The organism is Trabulsiella odontotermitis (assembly GCF_030053895.1).
GTDB classification, from domain to species: domain Bacteria; phylum Pseudomonadota; class Gammaproteobacteria; order Enterobacterales; family Enterobacteriaceae; genus Trabulsiella; species Trabulsiella odontotermitis_C.
Window position 1 is genome coordinate 3,707,160 of the sequence record NZ_CP125781.1, and the last position, 20,605, is coordinate 3,727,764.

The 20,605-nt window shown below is 54.9% G+C and carries 15 protein-coding genes; 3 read left to right on the plus strand and 12 right to left on the minus strand.

Annotated features, from left to right (window positions below; translation table 11 throughout):
• Positions 1 to 3 precede the first annotated feature (3 nt).
• The 10 genes from QMG90_RS17595 to pdhR all read right to left on the minus strand — a co-directional run bounded on the left by QMG90_RS17595 (position 4) and on the right by pdhR (position 14,756).
• Positions 4 to 987, minus strand: a complete 984-nt coding sequence (locus QMG90_RS17595) for a D-threonate 4-phosphate dehydrogenase (protein ID WP_283280914.1) — start codon at positions 985 to 987, stop codon at positions 4 to 6.
• A complete protein-coding gene (dtnK, locus tag QMG90_RS17600) occupies positions 977 to 2,248 on the minus strand; it encodes a D-threonate kinase (protein WP_283280916.1) in 1,272 nt (423 codons plus the stop codon). The genes QMG90_RS17595 and dtnK overlap by 11 nt, the downstream gene beginning before the upstream one ends.
• Entirely contained in the window at positions 2,245 to 3,198 is a 954-nt protein-coding gene (locus QMG90_RS17605; protein ID WP_283280917.1) for a 2-keto-3-deoxygluconate permease 1, read from the minus strand. The genes dtnK and QMG90_RS17605 overlap by 4 nt, the downstream gene beginning before the upstream one ends.
• A gap of 180 nt (positions 3,199 to 3,378) precedes the next feature.
• Positions 3,379 to 3,741: a protein YacL gene (gene yacL, locus QMG90_RS17610; RefSeq protein ID WP_283280918.1), complete on the minus strand. Its 363-nt coding sequence runs from the start codon at positions 3,739 to 3,741 to the stop codon at positions 3,379 to 3,381.
• A gap of 135 nt (positions 3,742 to 3,876) precedes the next feature.
• Positions 3,877 to 6,474, minus strand: a complete 2,598-nt coding sequence (acnB, locus tag QMG90_RS17615; protein ID WP_283280920.1) for a bifunctional aconitate hydratase 2/2-methylisocitrate dehydratase — start codon at positions 6,472 to 6,474, stop codon at positions 3,877 to 3,879.
• Between the two features lie 750 nt (positions 6,475 to 7,224).
• Positions 7,225 to 7,509, minus strand: a complete 285-nt coding sequence (locus tag QMG90_RS17620; protein WP_283280921.1) for a hypothetical protein — start codon at positions 7,507 to 7,509, stop codon at positions 7,225 to 7,227.
• 173 nt (positions 7,510 to 7,682) lie between these two features.
• Positions 7,683 to 9,107: a dihydrolipoyl dehydrogenase gene (gene lpdA / locus QMG90_RS17625; protein WP_283283996.1), complete on the minus strand. Its 1,425-nt coding sequence runs from the start codon at positions 9,105 to 9,107 to the stop codon at positions 7,683 to 7,685.
• A 199-nt stretch (positions 9,108 to 9,306) separates the two neighbouring features.
• Complete coding sequence (gene aceF / locus QMG90_RS17630; protein WP_283280922.1) at positions 9,307 to 11,193, minus strand: pyruvate dehydrogenase complex dihydrolipoyllysine-residue acetyltransferase; 1,887 nt, start codon at positions 11,191 to 11,193, stop codon at positions 9,307 to 9,309.
• A 14-nt stretch (positions 11,194 to 11,207) separates the two neighbouring features.
• On the minus strand, positions 11,208 to 13,871 hold the full coding sequence (gene aceE, locus QMG90_RS17635) for a pyruvate dehydrogenase (acetyl-transferring), homodimeric type (protein WP_283280923.1): 2,664 nt from the start codon (positions 13,869 to 13,871) through the stop codon (positions 11,208 to 11,210).
• 120 nt (positions 13,872 to 13,991) lie between these two features.
• The gene (pdhR, locus tag QMG90_RS17640) at positions 13,992 to 14,756 is read right to left on the minus strand and encodes a pyruvate dehydrogenase complex transcriptional repressor PdhR (RefSeq protein WP_049848456.1); all 765 of its coding nucleotides are present in this window, start codon (positions 14,754 to 14,756) and stop codon (positions 13,992 to 13,994) included.
• A gap of 541 nt (positions 14,757 to 15,297) precedes the next feature.
• Between pdhR and aroP the strand changes: the two genes are divergently transcribed.
• From aroP to QMG90_RS17655, 3 genes are all read left to right on the plus strand, one after another.
• Complete coding sequence (gene aroP / locus QMG90_RS17645; RefSeq protein WP_283280924.1) at positions 15,298 to 16,671, plus strand: aromatic amino acid transporter AroP; 1,374 nt, start codon at positions 15,298 to 15,300, stop codon at positions 16,669 to 16,671.
• A gap of 163 nt (positions 16,672 to 16,834) precedes the next feature.
• Positions 16,835 to 18,235, plus strand: a complete 1,401-nt coding sequence (locus QMG90_RS17650) for a glycoside-pentoside-hexuronide (GPH):cation symporter (RefSeq protein ID WP_283280925.1) — start codon at positions 16,835 to 16,837, stop codon at positions 18,233 to 18,235.
• Positions 18,235 to 19,188, plus strand: a complete 954-nt coding sequence (locus QMG90_RS17655; protein ID WP_283280927.1) for a glycoside hydrolase family 43 protein — start codon at positions 18,235 to 18,237, stop codon at positions 19,186 to 19,188. The genes QMG90_RS17650 and QMG90_RS17655 overlap by 1 nt, the downstream gene beginning before the upstream one ends.
• Here QMG90_RS17655 and ampE read toward each other — a convergent pair.
• Positions 19,185 to 20,039 carry a beta-lactamase regulator AmpE gene (gene ampE, locus QMG90_RS17660; RefSeq protein WP_283280929.1) on the minus strand — a complete coding sequence of 285 codons (855 nt, stop codon included), beginning with the start codon at positions 20,037 to 20,039 and terminating at the stop codon, positions 19,185 to 19,187. The two genes, QMG90_RS17655 and ampE, sit on opposite strands and share 4 nt — an antisense overlap.
• Positions 20,036 to 20,599, minus strand: coding sequence for a 1,6-anhydro-N-acetylmuramyl-L-alanine amidase AmpD (gene ampD / locus QMG90_RS17665; RefSeq protein WP_283280931.1), 564 nt, complete (start codon positions 20,597 to 20,599; stop codon positions 20,036 to 20,038). The genes ampE and ampD overlap by 4 nt, the downstream gene beginning before the upstream one ends.
• Positions 20,600 to 20,605 lie beyond the last annotated feature (6 nt).

Sequence of the window (20,605 nt, forward strand, 5' to 3'; positions counted from 1 at the left end):
AAATTACGCCAGTTGCATTGCCAGTTTAATCGATACGGCCATGCTCTCAGATTTTGCTTTTCCCGTCCAGGCGATATCAAATGCCGTCCCGTGATCGGCAGAGGTGCGGATAAATGGCAGACCGGCAGTGATGTTGACGCCATCGTAAAAACCGAGCAGCTTTAACGGGATATGTCCCTGATCGTGGTACATTGCCACCACCATGTCATAGTGACCTTCATACGCCTGTAAAAACACCGTGTCCGGCGGGCACGGGCCGTAAACATCGATCCCCTTCGCCTTCATGTGCTCAATCGCGGGTCCGACAATCCGGATCTCTTCATCGCCAAACAGTCCGTTTTCACCGGCATGGGGATTCACACCAGCCACCGCAATTCGTGGATTCGCGAATCCCACGCGTTTCAGGAAGGTATCAGCGATGCCGATCACCGTTTCCACGCGCTGAGCATTCAGGGTATCGAGGAACTTACGCAGAGCGATGTGGGTAGAAACATGAATCACTTTCAGTTTGTCGGTGTAGAGCACCATCGCGAAGTCGCGGCTTTCGGTCAACGTTGCCAGCAGCTCTGTATGGCCCGGGAAGTTGTGCCCGGCAAGATGCAGCGCTTCTTTGTTCAACGGGGCGGTGGCGATGGCATGAACGTCGCCTTTCATCGCCAGCTCCGTCGCGCGTTTTACGCAACGAAACGCCAGATCGCCCGCCTGCGCCTGCACTTTACCCGGCTCCAGCGCCTCCGGCTGTGCCAGCGGTTCATCGATCACATGAATCACGCCCGGCGCGAAGCGGGCATCCGCGACCCGGGTGATCGCACGGAACGTTACGCCCTCCGCCAGCCCTTTGGACTGCAACCGCTTCAGGGTTTGCAGGCATCCCACCACCACCAGCGGTGCGCCGGTCAGTTCATCCTGGCTGAGCGCTTTAACAATAATTTCCGGTCCGATCCCTGCCGGGTCGCCCATCGTAATCGCGATTGTTTTAGTTACCACTGTACATCTCCTCAATAAAATAAAGCGCATCACAAAGGGTACTGTCTGAGCCGAATCCTCCTGCTTTGGTGATAACCGGCAGATCGTCAATCTCGCTGTTCACAAAGGTGCCGCACGGAATGCAGGGGGCGACTTCGCTTTGAATGCGATACCCTTCCGCACCCAGCGCACTGGCTACCGCGGTGGCGATATCCCCTCCGGTGAGGAACAGGCCGCCGATGCGCGCCTGCTCAATAATGCGTAACGTGATGGACCCAAGCCGCTGACTCAACAGTTCGCCGAGCTGCTGGCGACTCATCCCCACAGCGCTACACAACGTGTCGATCATCTCCCGATCTTCCGCACGCCGACTGGTGCGTAAAATCGTATGATGCCGACGGCTCAATAGCGTACAGGTCTCCTCCACAATCGCGGCGATCTCCTGTTCGAAATGGGCTGAGACCAGTCGTGAGGCATCAATATCAACGACCTTCGCTCTCTCCTGACACAGCGCTTTGTCGACCTGACGTCGCGTGGCTTCGCTCATCGAGCCCGCCACCACCAGTACTGGCAGCGCTTGTTTCTCCTGCATAAACATTCTGACCGGCAGGGCATTGGCGAGTCCGGCCGCGCCGACCAGCAGCGGCAGCTGTTTTTGTTCATTAATAGCCTGCGCAATCAGCGACAGATCGCGATCTTCCACCGCGTCCACCACAACCATGCATTCACCTTCTTCAGCGAAGGCGCTCAACAGCGCGCCCAGTTGGCCGCGACGGACGTCTTCAAGCGAGACCTCGCGCACCGGAATGTCACTCTGCAACGCGACCAGTTCCGCAATGCGTGAAGAGACAATCGGCGTTTTGGGATCGCTGGCAAATTCTGTCTCCAGTAAAGGGGTTCCGTTGACCAGGCACAACCCATCACGGGTAGTGCGCCCGGCGGCGGGGATCGCCGCTGCAATGACCGCCAGTGGCCGATGAGTCGCCCGCATCGCCGCGCTGACCTCGGCCCCCACGTTGCCGCGAAAGGTCGAGTCGATTTTTTTATACACCAGCGGCACGCTGCTCCCTTCGCACCACGGCGCTAATGCCTGCTGTACGGCCTGTTCGGCTTGCGCCGCAGAGATTGCCCGACTTTCGGTATTGATAACCAGCACATCGGCCCGGCGCGAAGGCTTCTGCGCCGGGGTGAGCATCACTTCCGTGCGCGCGCCCTTCTTCGCCAGCTGCACGCCGGTATCGTTAGAGCCCGTAAAGTCATCGGCGATAACGATCATTTTCATGCTTTATTCTCCTGAGCCACCTGACGCGCCTGACGTTTTGCCACCCATGAGGTGAGGACTGGCGTCAGGATCGCAGTGGTAATCACCGACGCGGCAACCAGTGGCGCGGCGGCGGCGGCAACTTCCGCCAGCGAAGGGTCAGCCTGCGCAATTGCCAGTGGCGTCGCGACGGCGTTACCCGCCGTACTGGACGCGGCGGCGCCGGCAATGCCACTGCCGCCAACCAGCCGGTCTGCGCGGATGTTAAAGAAACCGCCAACGAAAGTGGTCAGCACGCCAAGCAGGATGCCCGCCAGACCGCCCTGCAACAGCATCTCCAGGTTAATGCCAGCGCCCAGCGCAAAGGCAAAGAAAGGAATCAGCAGCGGGCCGCCTTTGGTCAGGAAGTCGCGCATATTATGGTCGAGGTTACCGAGGATCATCCCCACCACCAGTGGAACCAGCACCGCCACCAGCGCCATGATCGGAATGTTTGCCATTCCCGCCGCGCCCAGTGCGATCATCGTAAAGAACGGACCGTCATTAAGAGACAGAATGGAGATCGCGCCAACATCACGTTCGTTGCCGAATTCGCCAACCAGCGCCGCATACAGCCCGCCATTCGAATTGCTCATTGCCGCAATAATCGCCAGGCCGCTTAAGCCAAAGATCCCTTCCGTACCAAATAGATGCTCAACGCCAAGACCGATCGCAATGGCGATCAGCAATTTTGTCAGGGTGATCGTACCACCCTGCAACAATGCCTGAGGCGCAGCCTTCACGCTGATCCCGGCGCCCATACACAGCAGGAATGCGCCGATCAACGGGGCCGCGCCATTTTTAAACAGCGCGGTGGTAAACCCGCCGATCTCCAGCGCCTGCGGGGCAAAGGTATTGATAATGGCACCGATAACCAATGGCACGACCATCATGCCGCCGGGTACGCGTTCTATTGCCTTTTTGATGTTCATGGTCTTCCCGCCTGTTGTTGTGTTGTGATTAAATAAAATCATAAAGATTATATTTAATCAAATTTAGATCACAAAGGTGTCAGATCACAGTTTTAAACTGATTAATAAAAATCAAAGAATCATTTTTCAGCAAAAAAAAGCCGGACACGAACGTCCGGCTGCTTTGATGATTGAAATAGCTCAGGATTGATGAAGAAATTCCCGGTATGCTTTCACCACCTGAAGAAAGTCTTCCACGCCGCACAGCGACAAACTCTCTTCATCGTAGTAACTCATCCCTTCTTCCATTTCGTCACCGGCGAACTCCAGTTGGTTGGCGCGGATTATCGCCTCTTCGCCATCCATCCAGAGCGTATATTCATGCCCCACTCGTTGCCAGGAACGTTCGCTGCCTTTCACCGCGCGCGCCGCCTGTTCCACTTCATCCAGCAGGGCCAGGTTTTCTTTCACTTCTTCATTAAACCAGTGCCCGACCACTTCGTGGCCCATGGACATGCGCACTTTTACTACTCCGGTAACATCGCGCAGAAATTCGTAATCCATAATGTGTCCCTCTGCAAAACTCTTGCAGTAATTATCGCAGCAGCGCAGCAGAAAAACAGCGGTACACAGGGAAGGTTTGAAAATAAAAAACCCTTCTCCGGGGAGAAGGGTTTGTAGGCCTGGTAAGCGGAGTACTTACACTGCCGTCTGGAAAATCACGCCATCAGCTTTCTCGGTGTATTGATTAAGCTGGTCGAAGTTCAGATAGCGATAAGTATCCACAGCGGTTTTATCCACCTGCGCGACAAAGGTCTGATACTCTTCCGGCGTCGGTAGTTTACCGATCAGCGCCGCAACCGCCGCCAGCTCCGCAGACGCCAGGTAGACGTTCGCGCCGGTACCTAAACGGTTCGGGAAGTTACGGGTTGAAGTGGAGACCACCGTCGCACCGTCCGCCACACGCGCCTGGTTACCCATGCACAGCGAGCAGCCCGGGATTTCAATACGCGCGCCGCTCTTACCGAACACGCTGTAGTAACCCTCTTCAGTCAGCTGTGCCGCATCCATACGGGTTGGCGGCGCCACCCACAGACGAGTCGGCAACTGGCCTTTGTGGGTATCCAGCAGTTTACCTGCCGCACGGAAGTGACCAATGTTGGTCATGCAGGAGCCGATAAACACTTCGTCGATCTTGTCGCCCTGAACGTCGGAGAGCAGACGCGCATCGTCCGGATCGTTCGGCGCACACAGGATCGGCTCTTTGATATCAGCCAGATCGATGTCGATCACCGCCGCATATTCCGCATCTGCGTCTGCTTCCAGCAGTTGCGGATCCGCCAGCCATTTCTCCATACCCTGAACGCGACGTTCCAGCGTACGACGGTCGCCGTAGCCTTCTGCAATCATCCACTTCAGCAGCACGATGTTTGAGTTCAGATACTCAATGATCGGCTCTTTGTTGAGCTTAATGGTGCAACCCGCTGCAGAACGTTCTGCAGAGGCGTCAGTCAGTTCAAACGCCTGCTCGACTTTCAGATCCGGCAGACCTTCGATTTCCAGAATGCGGCCAGAGAAGATGTTCTTCTTGCCCTTCTTCTCAACGGTCAGCAGGCCCTGTCTGATGGCGTACAGCGGGATCGCGTGAACCAGGTCGCGCAGGGTAATGCCCGGCTGCATTTTGCCTTTGAAGCGCACCAGAACGGATTCCGGCATATCCAGTGGCATCACGCCGGTCGCGGCAGCAAACGCCACCAGACCAGAACCCGCCGGGAAAGAGATGCCGATCGGGAAACGGGTGTGCGAATCACCACCAGTACCGACGGTATCCGGCAACAGCATACGGTTCAGCCACGAGTGGATAACGCCATCGCCAGGACGCAGCGAAACGCCGCCACGGTTCATGATGAAGTCCGGCAGCGTATGGTGAGTGGTCACGTCGACCGGCTTCGGATAGGCTGCGGTGTGGCAGAAGGACTGCATCACCAGGTCAGACGAGAAGCCCAGGCAGGCCAGGTCTTTCAGTTCATCACGGGTCATCGGACCGGTGGTGTCCTGAGAACCGACGGAGGTCATCTTCGGCTCGCAATACGCGCCCGGACGAACACCGGCAACGCCACAGGCGCGGCCAACCATTTTCTGTGCCAGCGAGAAGCCACGGCCGCTTTCCGCCACGTCTTTCGCTTTGCGGAACACATCGCTGTGCGGCAGACCCAGCGCTTCACGCGCTTTGGTGGTAAGTCCTCGACCGATGATCAGCGGAATACGGCCACCGGCACGCACTTCGTCGATCAGCACGTCCGTTTTCAGTTCAAAGCTCGCCAGCAGTTCGCCGGTTTCGTGGTTACGCACTTCACCTTTGAACGGGTAAACGTCAATCACGTCGCCCATGTTCAGGTTGCTGACATCCACTTCAATCGGCAGCGCACCGGCATCTTCCATGGTGTTGAAGAAGATTGGCGCGATTTTACCGCCAAGCACCAGACCGCCGCCGCGTTTGTTCGGCACATGCGGGATGTCATCGCCCATGAACCACAGCACCGAGTTGGTCGCGGACTTACGGGAAGAACCGGTACCGACCACGTCACCGACATAGGCCAGCGGGAAGCCTTTTTTCTGCAGTGCTTCGATTTGTTTGATGGGGCCAACGACGCCAGGCTGATCCGGCTCAATACCTTCACGAGCGTTTTTCAGCATCGCCAGCGCATGCAGCGGGATATCCGGACGTGACCACGCATCCGGCGCCGGAGACAGGTCATCAGTATTGGTTTCGCCCGTCACTTTAAAGACGGTGACAGTGATTTTTTCCGCGAGCTGAGGACGGTTCAGGAACCATTCTGCGTCAGCCCAGGACTGCATCACCTGTTTCGCGTAAACGTTACCCGCTTTGGCTTTCTCTTCTACGTCGTAGAAGTTGTCAAACATCAGCAGCGTTTGCGACAGCGCTTTGGCAGCAATCGGCGCCAGTTTTTCGTTATCCAGCGCGTCAATCAGCGGATGAATGTTATACCCGCCCTGCATGGTGCCAAGCAGTTCAATCGCTTTTTCAGGGGTAACCAGTGGGGAGCTCGCTTCGCCTTTGGCGACAGCGGCGAGGAATCCGGCTTTAACATAGGCGGCTTCATCAACGCCAGGCGGGACACGGTTGGTCAACAGATCTAACAGGAATTCTTCTTCGCCAGCAGGCGGATTTTTCAGCAGTTCCACCAGCGCGGCCATTTGGGTTGCATCTAAGGGTTTAGCAACAATCCCTTCGGCGGCACGCTCAGCTACGTGCTCACGGTATTCTTTTAGCACGACGGTTCTCCTCGCTCTCATTGTCATGTGCGGCAGGCGATTCTCTTCACGCTCCTGTGAGACAGCAGTTTGTAGGGTAAATGCCGGATACCGCGTCGGGCAGCATAGCAGGATTTTGGCAGTGTGTTAATCCGTTTACAAAAAAGCAACATTAAATAATTTGCTGAATCGTTGCGATGAATATATTGCAGGCCAAACGCGGTTTCTCAGGCACAAAAAAACCGCCGTAAAGCGGTTTTTTTGTTGCTTCAGGGTGGTAGCAGGCACCGTAGAAGCAGGTTTTGTGGCAATTACCAGGCAAGGACGATTTTGCACAGAACATCACCCGTTTGCAATGGTCAGTTTCGGTTTTGCGTAGCGCATTCCCGTTTTAACAAAATGTCAGAAACAAACGATGCTTTACTATCGCCATTTGAAAAAGTGGCGATATAGTCGCTTCTGGCCTGCTTCACTGGCGTAGCAGCCAGTCACCGGGCCTGGAAGCAGTTCCTGTACTCCGCGTGGCAATTACCAGGTTTGCCCGGTTCTGCCTTTCCCGGTGAAGAAGGAATCAACGTGGCCCTTAAAGGGAAAACGTGCAATGGAGATGCGTTATCTGTATGCGCTCATCATTGTGACAGGTTTAGTGCTGGCATCGCTGCATGGTGGCTGGAATATTTCCGACATCACAGTGATGTTCGTCCTGAACCTGGGCAAGTAAGCTAGTGGTCGCCCGCAAGGGCGACCGTCTATATCTCAGAAAACGTATTATCAACCCTGATGCGGCATCAGTTTAGGATGACCCACCACGGCAGGTTTAGTGCTGGAGAGCGCGGCTTCGTCAGCGCTGATGCTGCCCGAATTTGCCGCCCAGACGCCTTCATGGGTTTTAGTGATCGCCTGATGCTGCGCGTTCAAATCTTCTCCCATGGCAGCGATGTGGGTACTTTCGGTGCCGCCGCTGTTGTCGGCCCAAGGAATGACAGGATCCGCGGCGAATGCCAGGCCAGAAACCAGCGTCGCGGTTAATGTTGCTGTAGCCAGTAAAGTTTCCATAGTGCACCTCTGAATTAATTAGCACACTAAAAGTTTACATTGCAATTATTTAAAAAAGCGCTTCAGGTTGTACTGAGGTATTACCGGAGAAATAGTTTTTCAAACTTTTGCCGTCGTGCAGAAAAAGAAAAAAGCGGCTGATTCAGCCGCTTTTTATCATCAGGGCAGAAGAATTATTTTTTCTTCGCTTTCGGGTTCGGCAGGTCGGTGATGCTACCTTCGAACACTTCAGCCGCCAGACCCACGGATTCATGCAGGGTCGGGTGAGCATGGATGGTCAGCGCGATATCTTCGGCGTCACAACCCATTTCGATCGCCAGACCGATTTCACCCAGCAGTTCGCCGCCGTTGGTACCGACAATCGCACCACCAATCACACGGTGAGTTTCTTTGTCGAAAATCAGTTTGGTCATACCGTCTGCACAGTCGGACGCGATAGCACGACCAGACGCCGCCCACGGGAAGGTGGCGGTTTCGTAGCTGATGCCTTTCTCTTTCGCTTCTTTCTCAGTCAGACCGACCCATGCCACTTCTGGCTCGGTGTAAGCGATAGACGGGATCACTTTCGGATCGAAGTAGTGTTTCTGACCGGCGATCACTTCAGCGGCAACGTGACCTTCGTGAACACCTTTGTGCGCCAGCATCGGCTGACCGACGATATCGCCGATAGCAAAGATGTGCGGCACGTTGGTGCGCAGTTGCTTGTCAACGCGGATGAAGCCGCGATCGTCAACTTCAACACCGGCTTTGCCCGCGTCGAGGTTTTTACCGTTCGGCACACGACCGATGGCCACCAGCACCGCGTCGTAACGCTGCGGCTCTGCCGGGGCTTTTTTGCCTTCCATCGAAACGTAGATACCGTCTTTCTTCGCTTCTACGGCAGTCACTTTGGTTTCCAGCATCAGGTTGAATTTCTTGCTGATGCGTTTGGTGAAGACTTTAACGATGTCTTTGTCTGCCGCCGGGATCACCTGGTCGAACATTTCAACCACGTCAATCTCTGAACCCAACGCATGGTATACAGTACCCATTTCCAGACCGATGATCCCGCCACCCATCACCAGCATACGCTTCGGTACGGATTTCAGTTCCAGGGCGTCGGTGGAGTCCCATACGCGCGGGTCATCATGCGGAATGAACGGCAGTTGAATCGGACGGGAACCCGCCGCGATGATAGCGTTGTCGAAGTTGATCACGGTTTTACCGTTTTCGCCTTCCACTTCCAGGGTGTTCGCCCCGGTAAATTTACCCAGACCAGTGACCACTTTCACCTTACGGCCTTTCGCCATACCGGCCAGACCGCCAGTCAGTTGCGTGATGACTTTTTCTTTCCAGGTACGAATCTTGTCGATATCGGTTTTCGGCTCGCCGAAGACGATACCGTGTTCAGCCAGCGCTTTGGCTTCTTCGATAACTTTTGCAACGTGCAGCAGCGCTTTAGAAGGGATACAGCCGACGTTCAGACAAACACCACCGAGAGTGCTGTAGCGTTCTACGATAACGGTTTCCAGACCTAAATCAGCGCAACGGAAGGCAGCAGAGTAACCTGCCGGGCCTGCCCCAAGTACCACGACCTGAGTTTTGATTTCAGTACTCATCATGACCTCTTAATTGATATCCGGCGATCCCTGGTCTTCTCGCCCATCATCCACCGGGTCGTTCTATCCGCCCGTATTTTACAAAATTGTTAACAATTTTGAAACAACAAAACGGCAACGATTTATCTTTGGCACTAATAACCTCACAGCACGCCATGAGATTACCAGAAAAAAGCCGGCCGTCAGGCCGGCTTTTCGATTACATCACCAGGCGGCGAATGTCGCTCAGGGTGTTGTTGATGATGGTAATGAAGCGCGCACCATCAGCACCGTCAATCACACGGTGGTCGAAGGAGAGCGAAATCGGCATCATCAGACGCGGCATGAACTCTTTACCATTCCACACCGGCTCCATCGCAGACTTGGACACACCGAGGATAGCTACTTCCGGCGCGTTGACGATCGGCGCGAAATGGGTGGTGCCCAGGCCGCCGATGCTGGAGATGGTGAAGCATCCGCCCTGCATTTCGCCTGCGGTCAGCTTGCCATCACGCGCTTTTTTGGAGATGGTCATCAGTTCGCGTGACAGCTCGATGATGCCTTTCTTGTTCACGTCTTTGAATACCGGAACCACCAGACCGTTTGGCGTATCAACCGCCACACCGATGTTGATGTATTTTTTCAGCGTCAGCTTCTGACCGTCTTCGGACAGCGAGCTGTTGAAGCGCGGCATCTGCTCAAGCGCAGCAGCAACGGCTTTCATGATGAAGACCACCGGGGTGATCTTCACGTCCAGCTTACGCTTCTCAGCTTCCACGTTCTGCTGTTTACGGAACGCTTCCAGCTCGGTGATATCGGATTTGTCGAAGTGCGTAACGTGCGGGATCATCACCCAGTTACGGCTCAGGTTAGCCCCAGAGATTTTCTGGATGCGGCCCAGTTCGACTTCTTCGATTTCACCAAACTTGCTGAAGTCCACTTTCGGCCACGGCAGCATACCAGGAATACCGCCGCCAGTGGCAGCAGGGGCAGACTCAGCACGTTTGACCGCGTCTTTCACGTACGCCTGAACGTCTTCGCGCAGGATACGGCCTTTACGACCGGTGCCTTTCACTTTCGCCAGGTTAACGCCAAATTCGCGCGCCAGGCGGCGGATCAGCGGCGTCGCGTGGACGTAAGCGTCGTTTTCCGCAAACTCAGATTTGCCTTCAGCTTTCGCCGCCGGAGCCGCAGCAGGTTTTGCCGCTTGTGCAGCTGGCGCAGCGGCCGCTGGTGCAGCAGTCGGAGCCGCGGCAGGCGCAGCACCTTCCACTTCGAAGACCATAATCAGAGAGCCGGTGGAGACTTTGTCGCCGACGTTCACTTTCAGCTCTTTCACGGTGCCTGCGAACGGCGCCGGAACTTCCATAGACGCTTTGTCACCTTCTACGGTGATCAGCGACTGCTCAGCCGTGACTTTGTCGCCGACTTTCACCATCACTTCGGTGACTTCAACTTCGTCGCCGCCGATGTCCGGGACATTAACATCTTTCGCACCGCCAGCCGCAGCAGGTGCTGCCGCCGGAGCGGCTTCCGCTTTAGCAGGAGCCGCAGCAGGCGCAGCGCCCGCCACTTCAAAGATCATGATAAGAGAGCCGGTAGACACTTTGTCGCCGGTGTTCACTTTGATCTCTTTCACGGTACCCGCGAATGGCGCCGGCACTTCCATAGAGGCTTTGTCGCCTTCTACGGTGATCAGCGACTGCTCAGCGGTTACGGTGTCGCCGACTTTCACCAGGATCTCAGTGACTTCAACTTCATCACCGCCGATGTCCGGTACGTGAACGTCTTTTGCCGCAGCCGCAGCAGGTGCCGCCGCCGGATCCGCTTCTTTCTTCTCTTCTGCCTTGGCAGGTGCTGCAGTTGCAGCACCATCGGCGGAATCGAAAATCATGATCAATTTGCCAGTCTCGGTTTTATCGCCAACAGAGACTTTGATCTCTTTAACGATGCCTGCCTGCGGAGACGGAACTTCCATAGAGGCTTTATCGCCTTCCACGGTGATCAGCGACTGCTCAGCTTCAACCTTGTCGCCCACTTTGACCAGGATCTCGGTGATTTCAACTTCATCAGCCCCGATGTCCGGTACATTGATTTCGATAGCCATTATTCTTTTACCTCTTACGCCAGACGCGGGTTAACTTTATCTGCATCGATGTTGAATTTGGTGATCGCTTCCGCCACCACTTTCTTATCGATTTCGCCACGTTTAGCCAGTTCGCCCAGCGCCGCGACCACCACGTAAGAAGCGTCTACTTCGAAGTGATGACGCAGGTTTTCGCGGCTGTCAGAGCGACCGAAACCGTCAGTACCCAGTACGCGGTAATCGCTTGCCGGGATGAAGTTACGGATCTGCTCAGCGAACAGTTTCATATAGTCAGTGGATGCCACTGCCGGTGCATCGCTCAGAACCTGCGCAACGTACGGTATGCGTGGTTCTTCGGTCGGGTGCAGCATGTTCCAGCGCTCACAATCCTGGCCATCACGCGCCAGTTCAGTGAAGGAAGTCACGCTGTACACGTCAGAACCCACGCCGTAGTCTTTCGCCAGGATCTGCGCCGCTTCACGAACGTGACGCAGGATAGAGCCTGAACCCATCAGCTGAACTTTGCCTTTGCTACCTTCGAGGGTTTCGAGTTTGTAGATACCTTTACGGATACCTTCCTCAGCGCCTTCCGGCATCGCCGGCATATGGTAGTTTTCGTTCAGCGTGGTGATGTAATAGTAAACGTTCTCTTGTTTCTCACCGTACATGCGATCCAGACCGTCGTGCATGATCACTGCAACTTCGTACGCGTAAGCCGGATCGTAAGAGATACAGTTCGGGATAGTCAGAGACTGAATGTGGCTGTGACCATCTTCATGCTGCAGACCTTCGCCGTTCAGGGTCGTACGACCCGACGTACCACCAATCAGGAAGCCGCGCGCCTGCTGGTCGCCCGCCTGCCAGCACAGGTCGCCGATACGCTGGAACCCGAACATGGAGTAGTAGATGTAGAACGGGATCATCGGCAGATCGTTGGTGCTGTAAGACGTTGCTGCTGCCAGCCAGGATGCGCCTGCGCCCAGCTCGTTGATACCTTCCTGCAGGATCTGACCTTTTTCGTCTTCTTTGTAGTAAGCAACCTGCTCACGGTCCTGCGGGGTGTACTGCTGGCCGTTCGGGCTGTAGATACCGATCTGGCGGAACAAACCTTCCATACCAAAAGTACGCGCTTCGTCAGCAATGATTGGCACCAGACGATCTTTGATCGACTTGTTCTTCAGCATCACGTTCAGGGCACGAACGAAAGCGATGGTGGTGGAGATCTCTTTGTTCTGCTCTTCCAGCAGTTGAGAGAAGTCTGCAAGCTGAGGCAGTTCCAGCTTCTCAGTGAATTTCGGCTGACGAGACGGCAGATAGCCTTTCAGCGCCTGACGACGTTCGTGCAGGTACTTATACTCTTCAGAACCTTCCGGGAAAGTCAGGTAAGAGAGGTTTTCAACCTGCTCGTCAGTGACAGGAACATTGAAACGGTCGCGGATGTAACGCACGCCGTCCATGTTCATTTTCTTCACCTGGTGAGCGATGTTTTTACCTTCAGCGGTATCGCCCATGCCGTAACCTTTAATGGTATGGGCGAGGATGACCGTCGCTTTACCTTTGGTTTCCTGCGCTTTTTTCAGTGCCGCGTAGACTTTCTTCGGATCATGACCACCACGGTTCAGTGCCCAGATCTGATCGTCAGTCCAGTCAGCAACCAGCGCGGCCGTTTCCGGGTATTTACCGAAGAAGTGCTCACGCACGTAAGCGCCATCTTTGGATTTGAAGGTCTGGTAATCGCCGTCAACGGTTTCGTTCATCAGTTGAATCAGCTTACCGCTGGTGTCTTTGCGCAGCAGTTCGTCCCAACGGCTGCCCCACATCACCTTGATTACGTTCCAGCCAGCACCGCTGAAGATGCCTTCCAGTTCGTTAACGATTTTGCCGTTACCGGTGACCGGGCCATCCAGACGCTGGAGGTTACAGTTGATGACGAACACCAGGTTATCCAGTTTTTCGCGGGTAGCGATGGTGATCGCACCTTTAGATTCCGGCTCGTCCATTTCGCCATCGCCCAGGAAGGCGTAAACGGTTTGTTCGGAGGTATCTTTCAGACCACGGTGTTCCAGATATTTCAGGAATTTAGCCTGATAGATAGCGCCGATCGGGCCCAGGCCCATGGAGACGGTCGGGAACTGCCAGAATTCCGGCATCAGTTTCGGGTGCGGGTAAGAAGAGAGACCGTTACCGTGAACTTCCTGACGGAAGTTGTTCATCTGCTCTTCAGTCAGACGGCCTTCCAGGAATGCACGAGCATAGATGCCCGGGGAAATGTGGCCCTGGAAGTACACCAGGTCGCCGCCGTCTTTCTCGTTACGGGCACGGAAGAAGTGGTTGAAGCACACTTCATAAACGGTTGCGGAAGACTGGAAGGACGCCATGTGGCCACCCAGTTCCAGATCTTTCTTGGACGCGCGCAGAACGGTCATAATCGCGTTCCAGCGGATAGCTGAACGAATACGGCGCTCCAGATCCAGATTACCCGGGTATTCCGGCTCATCTTCAACGGCAATTGTGTTTACGTAGTTGCTAGCCCCTGCACCAGCAGCCACTTTCACGCCGCCTTTGCGCGCTTCTGAAAGGAGCTGGTCAATCAGATACTGAGCACGCTCAACACCTTCTTCACGGATGACCGATTCGATCGCCTGTTGCCAGTCGCGAGTTTCGATCGGATCCACGTCATTTTGGAAACGTTCTGACATGGGGGGTATTCCTTATCTCTAATTCGTTGATTTGTCTGGAACCTGTCCCATTGCGTTTTCAGCTAAAAGCGCAATAAGACAGGTTCTGCGTTTAGTTGCCGCGCTCTAAAAAAACGGCGCTTAATCCTTTCGTTGCTGTAGGCGGCGAAGTGAACGTTCACGACGACTTTGTTCACGGCTGCGGTCCAGCAAGATCTCCTCAATGAAAGCCAGATGTCGGTGCGACGCTTCGCGCGCCTGCTCCGGCTCTCTGGCCATAATCGCCTCGAAAATTCGGGTGCGATGGTTGCTGACCAGCGGAAGCATTTCCCGACGGGCATACAACAATTCAAAATTCTGACGAACGTTTTGAGCCAGCATGGGCTCCATGCAGCGTAGCAGATGAAGCAAAACTACGTTGTGTGCCGCCTCGGTGACGGCAATCTGGTACTGGACGACGGCATTAGACTCGGCATCAAGGTCGCCTGACTGCTGTGCCCGTTCGATGGCCTGATGAAGTTCACCAATGCGTTCACGGTCTTCATCGGTACTGCGCAGAGCCGCGTAATAAGCCGCAATGCCCTCAAGCGCGTGACGGGTTTCCAGCAGATCAAACTGAGATTCAGGGTGGTCGGACAGGAGCTCTACCAGCGGGTCGCTGAAGCTCTGCCACAGGCTGCTCTGTACAAAGGTACCGCCGCCCTGGCGACGAAGCAGAAGGCCCTTGGCTTCGAGACGTTGAATCGCCTCACGCAGCGAGGGGCGGGAAACGTCGAACTGTTTGGCCAGTTCGCGTTCAGGTGGAAGTTTTTCGCCGGGGCGCAGTGTCCCCTCCAGAATCAAAAACTCCAGCTGCTGCTCTATCACATCAGAAAGTTTTGGTTGGCGGATCTTGCTGTAGGCCATTATTCCCTGTCTCTGCCATTAGCCCGGAGTCAATTGGTCTTACCAATTGCAAGTTCGTAGCGCTAAAGTAACAAAGTATTCACCTAATGTCCATACAGGTTTTGATTGAAATCAGGAAACCACGCACATTTTAACAACAGTACAGAAATAACGTTTCAAACATGTAACTTTGCACAAATGCTGCGTTTACTCACAAAGGGGGAGATTTAACCTTCATGAAACGCAATTTATTGCATTACGAACCGATTCACCAACAAATGAAGTGAATAAAAATGCAATAAACTTGAATATTGAATGAGAAGCGTGCGCGGCGATAAACTCCTGCTACGCTGTACACATGCTTTCTTTTTATGCAATCCGTCACTACCCCTTCATAAAGCAGGTGCATTACGCCGCGCTTAACACTATTCTTCCTCTTGCGAAAGAGGCGAGAGGAACTTTCCCGTTATTAACACGTAAATAAATAAGTACAGAAAATGGAATTTCATAATTACACACGCAATATAAGCGTATAAAAAATACAACCACACACGAGGTTTTCATGATGGAAGGTCAACAGCACGGCGATCAGCTAAGGCGCGGACTCAAAAACCGCCATATTCAGCTCATTGCGCTGGGCGGCGCTATCGGTACAGGCCTGTTTCTTGGTAGCGCATCTGTAATTCAATCTGCCGGTCCGGGGATTATTCTGGGGTATGCGATTGCCGGCTTCATCGCCTTCCTGATCATGCGTCAGTTGGGGGAAATGGTGGTGGAAGAACCGGTTGCTGGTTCCTTCAGCCACTTTGCCTATAAATACTGGGGAAGCTTCGCCGGCTTTGCCTCAGGCTGGAACTACTGGGTGCTGTATGTGCTGGTGGCGATGGCGGAACTGACCGCCGTCGGGAAATACATCCAGTTCTGGTGGCCAGAAATCCCGACGTGGGTTTCTGCGGCGGCGTTCTTTGTGATCATCAACGCCATTAACCTGACCAACGTGAAAGTGTTTGGCGAAATGGAGTTCTGGTTCGCCATTATCAAAGTGGTCGCCGTGGTCGGTATGATCCTGTTTGGCGGCTGGTTGCTGTTCAGCGGCAACGGCGGCCCGCAGGCGACTGTGCGCAACCTGTGGGAGCAAGGGGGCTTCTTACCTAACGGCATGACCGGTCTGGTGATGATGATGGCGATAATCATGTTCTCCTTCGGCGGGCTGGAGCTGGTCGGGATCACCGCGGCGGAAGCGGACGATCCGGAAAAAAGCATCCCGAAAGCCACTAACCAGGTTATCTACCGTATCCTGATCTTCTATGTGGGCTCGCTGGCGGTTCTGCTGTCGCTGTTACCGTGGACGCGTGTCACCGCGGATACCAGCCCGTTTGTGCTGATTTTCCATGAGCTGGGCGATACCTTTGTGGCGAACGCCCTGAACATCGTAGTACTGACGGCGGCGCTGTCGGTCTATAACAGCTGCGTTTACTGTAACAGCCGTATGTTGTTTGGCCTGGCGCAACAAGGCAACGCGCCGAAAGCGCTGTTGAAACTTGACCGTCGCGGCGTGCCGGTCACCACCATTCTGGTTTCCGCTGTGTTCACTGCGCTCTGCGTGCTGATTAACTATCTGGCGCCGGAATCGGCGTTCGGTCTGCTGATGGCGCTGGTGGTCTCCGCGCTGGTCATTAACTGGGCGATGATTAGCCTCGCGCACATCAAGTTCCGCCGTGCGAAGCAGCAACAAGGGGTCACCCCGCGCTTCCCTGCCCTGCTCTACCCGCTGGGTAACTGGCTTTGCCTGCTGTTCATGGCGGCGGTGCTGGTGATCATGCTGATCACCCCGGGCATGGCGATCTCCGTGTGGCTGATCCCGGTCTGGCTGGTGATCCTCGGCATCGGTTATCTGTGCAAACAGAAAAACGAAAAAACCGTTAAAGCGCATTAATCCTTAACGCCTCTGCGCCTGTTTCAGGTGCAGAGGCGTTGTTAACTGCTTCACACTTTCCCACCAACAGCTGTTTCATCCATATCACCGCCTCTATCCTGCTACGCAAATATTGCTTTGCGTGCGAATAATTCTCTCCATATCTCATTATGGAGTGATGTCGATGGACAACAATAAACTGTCTGTAAAAGAAAAGATCGGCTATGGCATGGGCGATGCAGGATGCAATATCATCTTCGGCGCCATTATGTTGTTTGTTAACTATTTTTATACCGACATCTTCGGTCTGACGCCGGCGCTGGTCGGCGTGCTGTTGTTATCGGTTCGTGTTATTGATGCCGTTACTGACCCGATTATGGGTGCGCTGGCTGACCGCACGCGCAGTAAATGGGGGCGATTTCGTCCATGGCTTCTGTGGATTGCGTTCCCTTATGCCCTGTTCAGCGTACTGATGTTTACCACGCCAGAATGGAGCTACAGCAGCAAAGTTATCTATGCGTTCGCCACCTATTTCCTGCTTTCTCTCACCTATACAGCGATTAACATCCCCTACTGCTCGCTGGGGAGTGTGATTACCAATGATCCTCAGGAGCGCGTCGCCTGCCAGTCGTATCGCTTTGTGATGGTAGGGATCGCCACGCTACTGTTGTCGCTGACGCTGCTGCCAATGGTCGACAGTTTCGGCGGCGGTAACAAAGCCAAAGGTTATCAACTGGCGATGACCGTGCTGGCGTTCATTGGCATGTGCATGTTCCTGTTCTGCTTCGCCACTGTGCGCGAGCGCATTCGCCCGGCGGTGCAAACCAACGACGAACTCAAGCAGGATCTCAAAGACGTATGGAAAAACGACCAGTGGGTGCGCATCCTGCTGCTGACGCTGTGCAACGTCTGCCCCGGCTTCATCCGCATGGCGGCGACCATGTACTATGTCACCTGGGTGATGCAGCAAAGCACCCACTTCGCCACCCTGTTTATCAGCCTCGGCGTGGTCGGGATGATGATTGGCAGCATGCTGGCAAAAGTGCTGACCGACCGCTGGTGTAAGCTGAAAGTCTTTTTCTGGACCAACATCGCGCTCGCAATTTTCTCCTGCGCGTTTTACTTCTTTGATCCGCACGCCACGATGATGATTCTGGTGCTCTATTTCCTGCTCAACATCCTGCATCAAATCCCCTCGCCGCTGCACTGGTCGCTGATGGCAGATGTTGACGATTATGGCGAATGGAAAACCGGCAAGCGCATCACCGGTATCAGCTTCTCCGGCAACCTCTTTTTCCTCAAGGTGGGGCTGGCGATCGCCGGGGCGATGGTCGGTTTCCTGCTCTCCTGGTACGGTTATGACGCCGGGGCGAAAACGCAGAGTGCCACAGCGCTTAACGGCATCGTCATGCTGTTTACAGTAATTCCGGGCGTCGGTTATCTCATCACCGCAGGTGTGGTTCGCCTGCTGAAAGTGGATCGTGATTTTATGCAGCAGATCCAGACCGACCTGGAAAAACGCCGTAATAACTATCGCGAACTGAACGAGTATCTGGAACCGATCGAACAGGTAAGGAAAGCATAATGAACGTATGGCCAAATCCCTTTATCGAGCAGCGCGCCGACCCGTTTATCCTTCATCATGAGGGCCAGTACTATTTTATAGCTTCCGTGCCGGAGTATGACCGTCTGGAGATCCGCCGGGCGGCAACGCTTGATGGTTTACGCACCGCTGAGGCCGTTGTCGTCTGGCGCAAACCGTTAACCGGCCCGATGAGTAAACTCATCTGGGCGCCGGAATTGCACAACATCAATGGCATGTGGGTGATCTACTTTGCTGCCGCGCACACCGAAGCGCTGGACTCGCTCGACATGTTCCAGCACCGCATGTTTGCACTCATCTGCAACGACGCCGATCCGCTGACCGGGCAATGGGAAGAAAAAGGTCAGATCAAAACGCCGTTTGATACCTTCGCGCTGGATGCCACCACGTTCCGTCATCAGGGAAGACAGTGGTATCTGTGGGCACAAAAAGCGCCGGATATTGCCGGTAACTCCTGTCTCTATCTGGCTGAACTGGAAAACCCGTGGACCCTGCGCGGCAAGCCAGTAATGCTCAGCAAACCGGAATTTGACTGGGAATGCCGGGGCTTTCTGGTCAACGAGGGTCCGGCGGTGATTACGCATGGCGACCGGTTGTTCATCAGCTATTCCGCCAGCGCGACAGATGAAAATTACTGCCTGGGGCTGCTGTGGATCGATCTCATTGCCGATCCGTTGCAGGCGCGTAACTGGCACAAATCTCCGCAGCCGGTGTTCACCACCAGCGATGAGCATCGTCAGTATGGGCCGGGGCATAACAGCTTTACGCAGACGTCAGAGGGAGAGGATGTGCTGGTTTATCACGCCCGTCACTACACGGAGATTGAAGGTGATCCGCTGTACGATCCCAATCGTCATACGCGGTTGAAGCTGATTCGCTGGCAGGAAAACGGGATGCCTGACTTCGGCATCCCGCCTGCGGATACGCACGCTTAAATCAGCGTACCGTAGATAGTCAAAAGTGCGGTGATCACCACCACGACAAGCGAGGTCTTTTTCGCCATGGATACCGCCGCCTTCGGCGTCTCAACGGTATCCATGTGCGGTTCGCGGGCCAGTGAAAACTGCGCCAGTTGCGTCAACACCTGATACTGCGAGGTGTAGCGGTCGCCCAGCGAGGCAAACCATGCGGGCAACGCTTTCTCGCCGTGCCCCAGCAGGGCATAAACCACGCCCACCAGCCGCACCGGTACCCAGTCGAGCACATGCAGAATACCGTCGATCCCTGACTGTAAACGGTGGTGCGGCGTCTGATAACGCGCCAGCCAGGTCTGCCAGGCGCGCAGGAACGCGTAACCGGTGAGTGTCACCGGACCGAGCGGCCCGCCGACCACAAACCAGAACAACGGCGCGAGATAAAAACGGAAGTTAATCCACAACAGGGCGTTTTGCAGCTCACGAAGGTATTCCCGCTCGTCACAACCCGGCGGCACACCGTGGATAAGCGTCAACTCGCTTGCCATCGAATCGCAGGCATGACTGTCTTTGCGCGCGGCGGCCTTCAGATAGGCGTGGTAATGCATCCGCGCTTTCCCCGCACCGATGCACAGCAGTCCGAGCAAAATCCACAAGATCAACAGCGGCACGTTAAACAACAGACCGTACAACGCACGCTGCAACAGATACACCACCGCCATCACGACCATCGTCATCAGCAGCGTGTGGAAGAGGGAATAATGTTTAACGCGGCGGAACAGGACTTCCAGTCGGTGATCGAGCTGCCAGTGCTCACCCAGCTTGAACAACCGCTCGGCGATCAGCACCAGCAACGTAGTAAACAGCGTCATGTCATCTCCTTATCTGACGAAGGGGTGACCAGTGCACGAAACCGCGCCCAGTCAAACGCCGGACCGGGATCGGTTTTGCGTCCTGGCGCAATATCACTATGGCCTGTCATATTATCGGCAAGTATCGGATAAACACGGATTAATAATTGCGTGACTGCCGCCAGTTGTTGGTATTGCGCCGGGGTAAATGCCAGCGTATCCGTCCCTTCCAGCTCGATGCCAATCGAAAAATCATTACAGCGCTCACGGCCTTTATAACTCGACACGCCCGCATGCCAGGCACGCTTGTCAAAAGGAACGTACTGCACAATTTCGCCATCCCGGCGAATCAGGCAGTGCGCAGACACCCGCAGGTGGGCGATTTCGGCAAAATAAGGATGAGCGGCAGGATCTATCGTTCCGGTGAAGAGTGCGTCAATCCACGGACCACCAAACTCGCCGGGCGGCAGGCTGATATTATGCACCACCAGCAACGACGGGGCTTCATCGTCAGGACGGCAATCCTGGTGCGGCGACGGCACACGTCGCGCGCCCACCAGCCATCCCTCTTCTAACTGCATGCAAAA

Coding starts and splice junctions, on each gene's coding strand:
- dtnK (WP_283280916.1), bottom strand. CDS start 2,248: ATGAAAATGATCGTTATCGCCGATGACTTTACGGGCTCTAACGATACC.
- QMG90_RS17605 (WP_283280917.1), bottom strand. CDS start 3,198: ATGAACATCAAAAAGGCAATAGAACGCGTACCCGGCGGCATGATGGTC.
- yacL (WP_283280918.1), bottom strand. CDS start 3,741: ATGGATTACGAATTTCTGCGCGATGTTACCGGAGTAGTAAAAGTGCGC.
- QMG90_RS17620 (WP_283280921.1), bottom strand. CDS start 7,509: ATGGAAACTTTACTGGCTACAGCAACATTAACCGCGACGCTGGTTTCT.
- lpdA (WP_283283996.1), bottom strand. CDS start 9,107: ATGAGTACTGAAATCAAAACTCAGGTCGTGGTACTTGGGGCAGGCCCG.
- aceF (WP_283280922.1), bottom strand. CDS start 11,193: ATGGCTATCGAAATCAATGTACCGGACATCGGGGCTGATGAAGTTGAA.
- aceE (WP_283280923.1), bottom strand. CDS start 13,871: ATGTCAGAACGTTTCCAAAATGACGTGGATCCGATCGAAACTCGCGAC.
- pdhR (WP_049848456.1), bottom strand. CDS start 14,756: ATGGCCTACAGCAAGATCCGCCAACCAAAACTTTCTGATGTGATAGAG.
- aroP (WP_283280924.1), top strand. CDS start 15,298: ATGATGGAAGGTCAACAGCACGGCGATCAGCTAAGGCGCGGACTCAAA.
- QMG90_RS17650 (WP_283280925.1), top strand. CDS start 16,835: ATGGACAACAATAAACTGTCTGTAAAAGAAAAGATCGGCTATGGCATG.
- QMG90_RS17655 (WP_283280927.1), top strand. CDS start 18,235: ATGAACGTATGGCCAAATCCCTTTATCGAGCAGCGCGCCGACCCGTTT.
- ampE (WP_283280929.1), bottom strand. CDS start 20,039: ATGACGCTGTTTACTACGTTGCTGGTGCTGATCGCCGAGCGGTTGTTC.
- ampD (WP_283280931.1), bottom strand. CDS start 20,599: ATGCAGTTAGAAGAGGGATGGCTGGTGGGCGCGCGACGTGTGCCGTCG.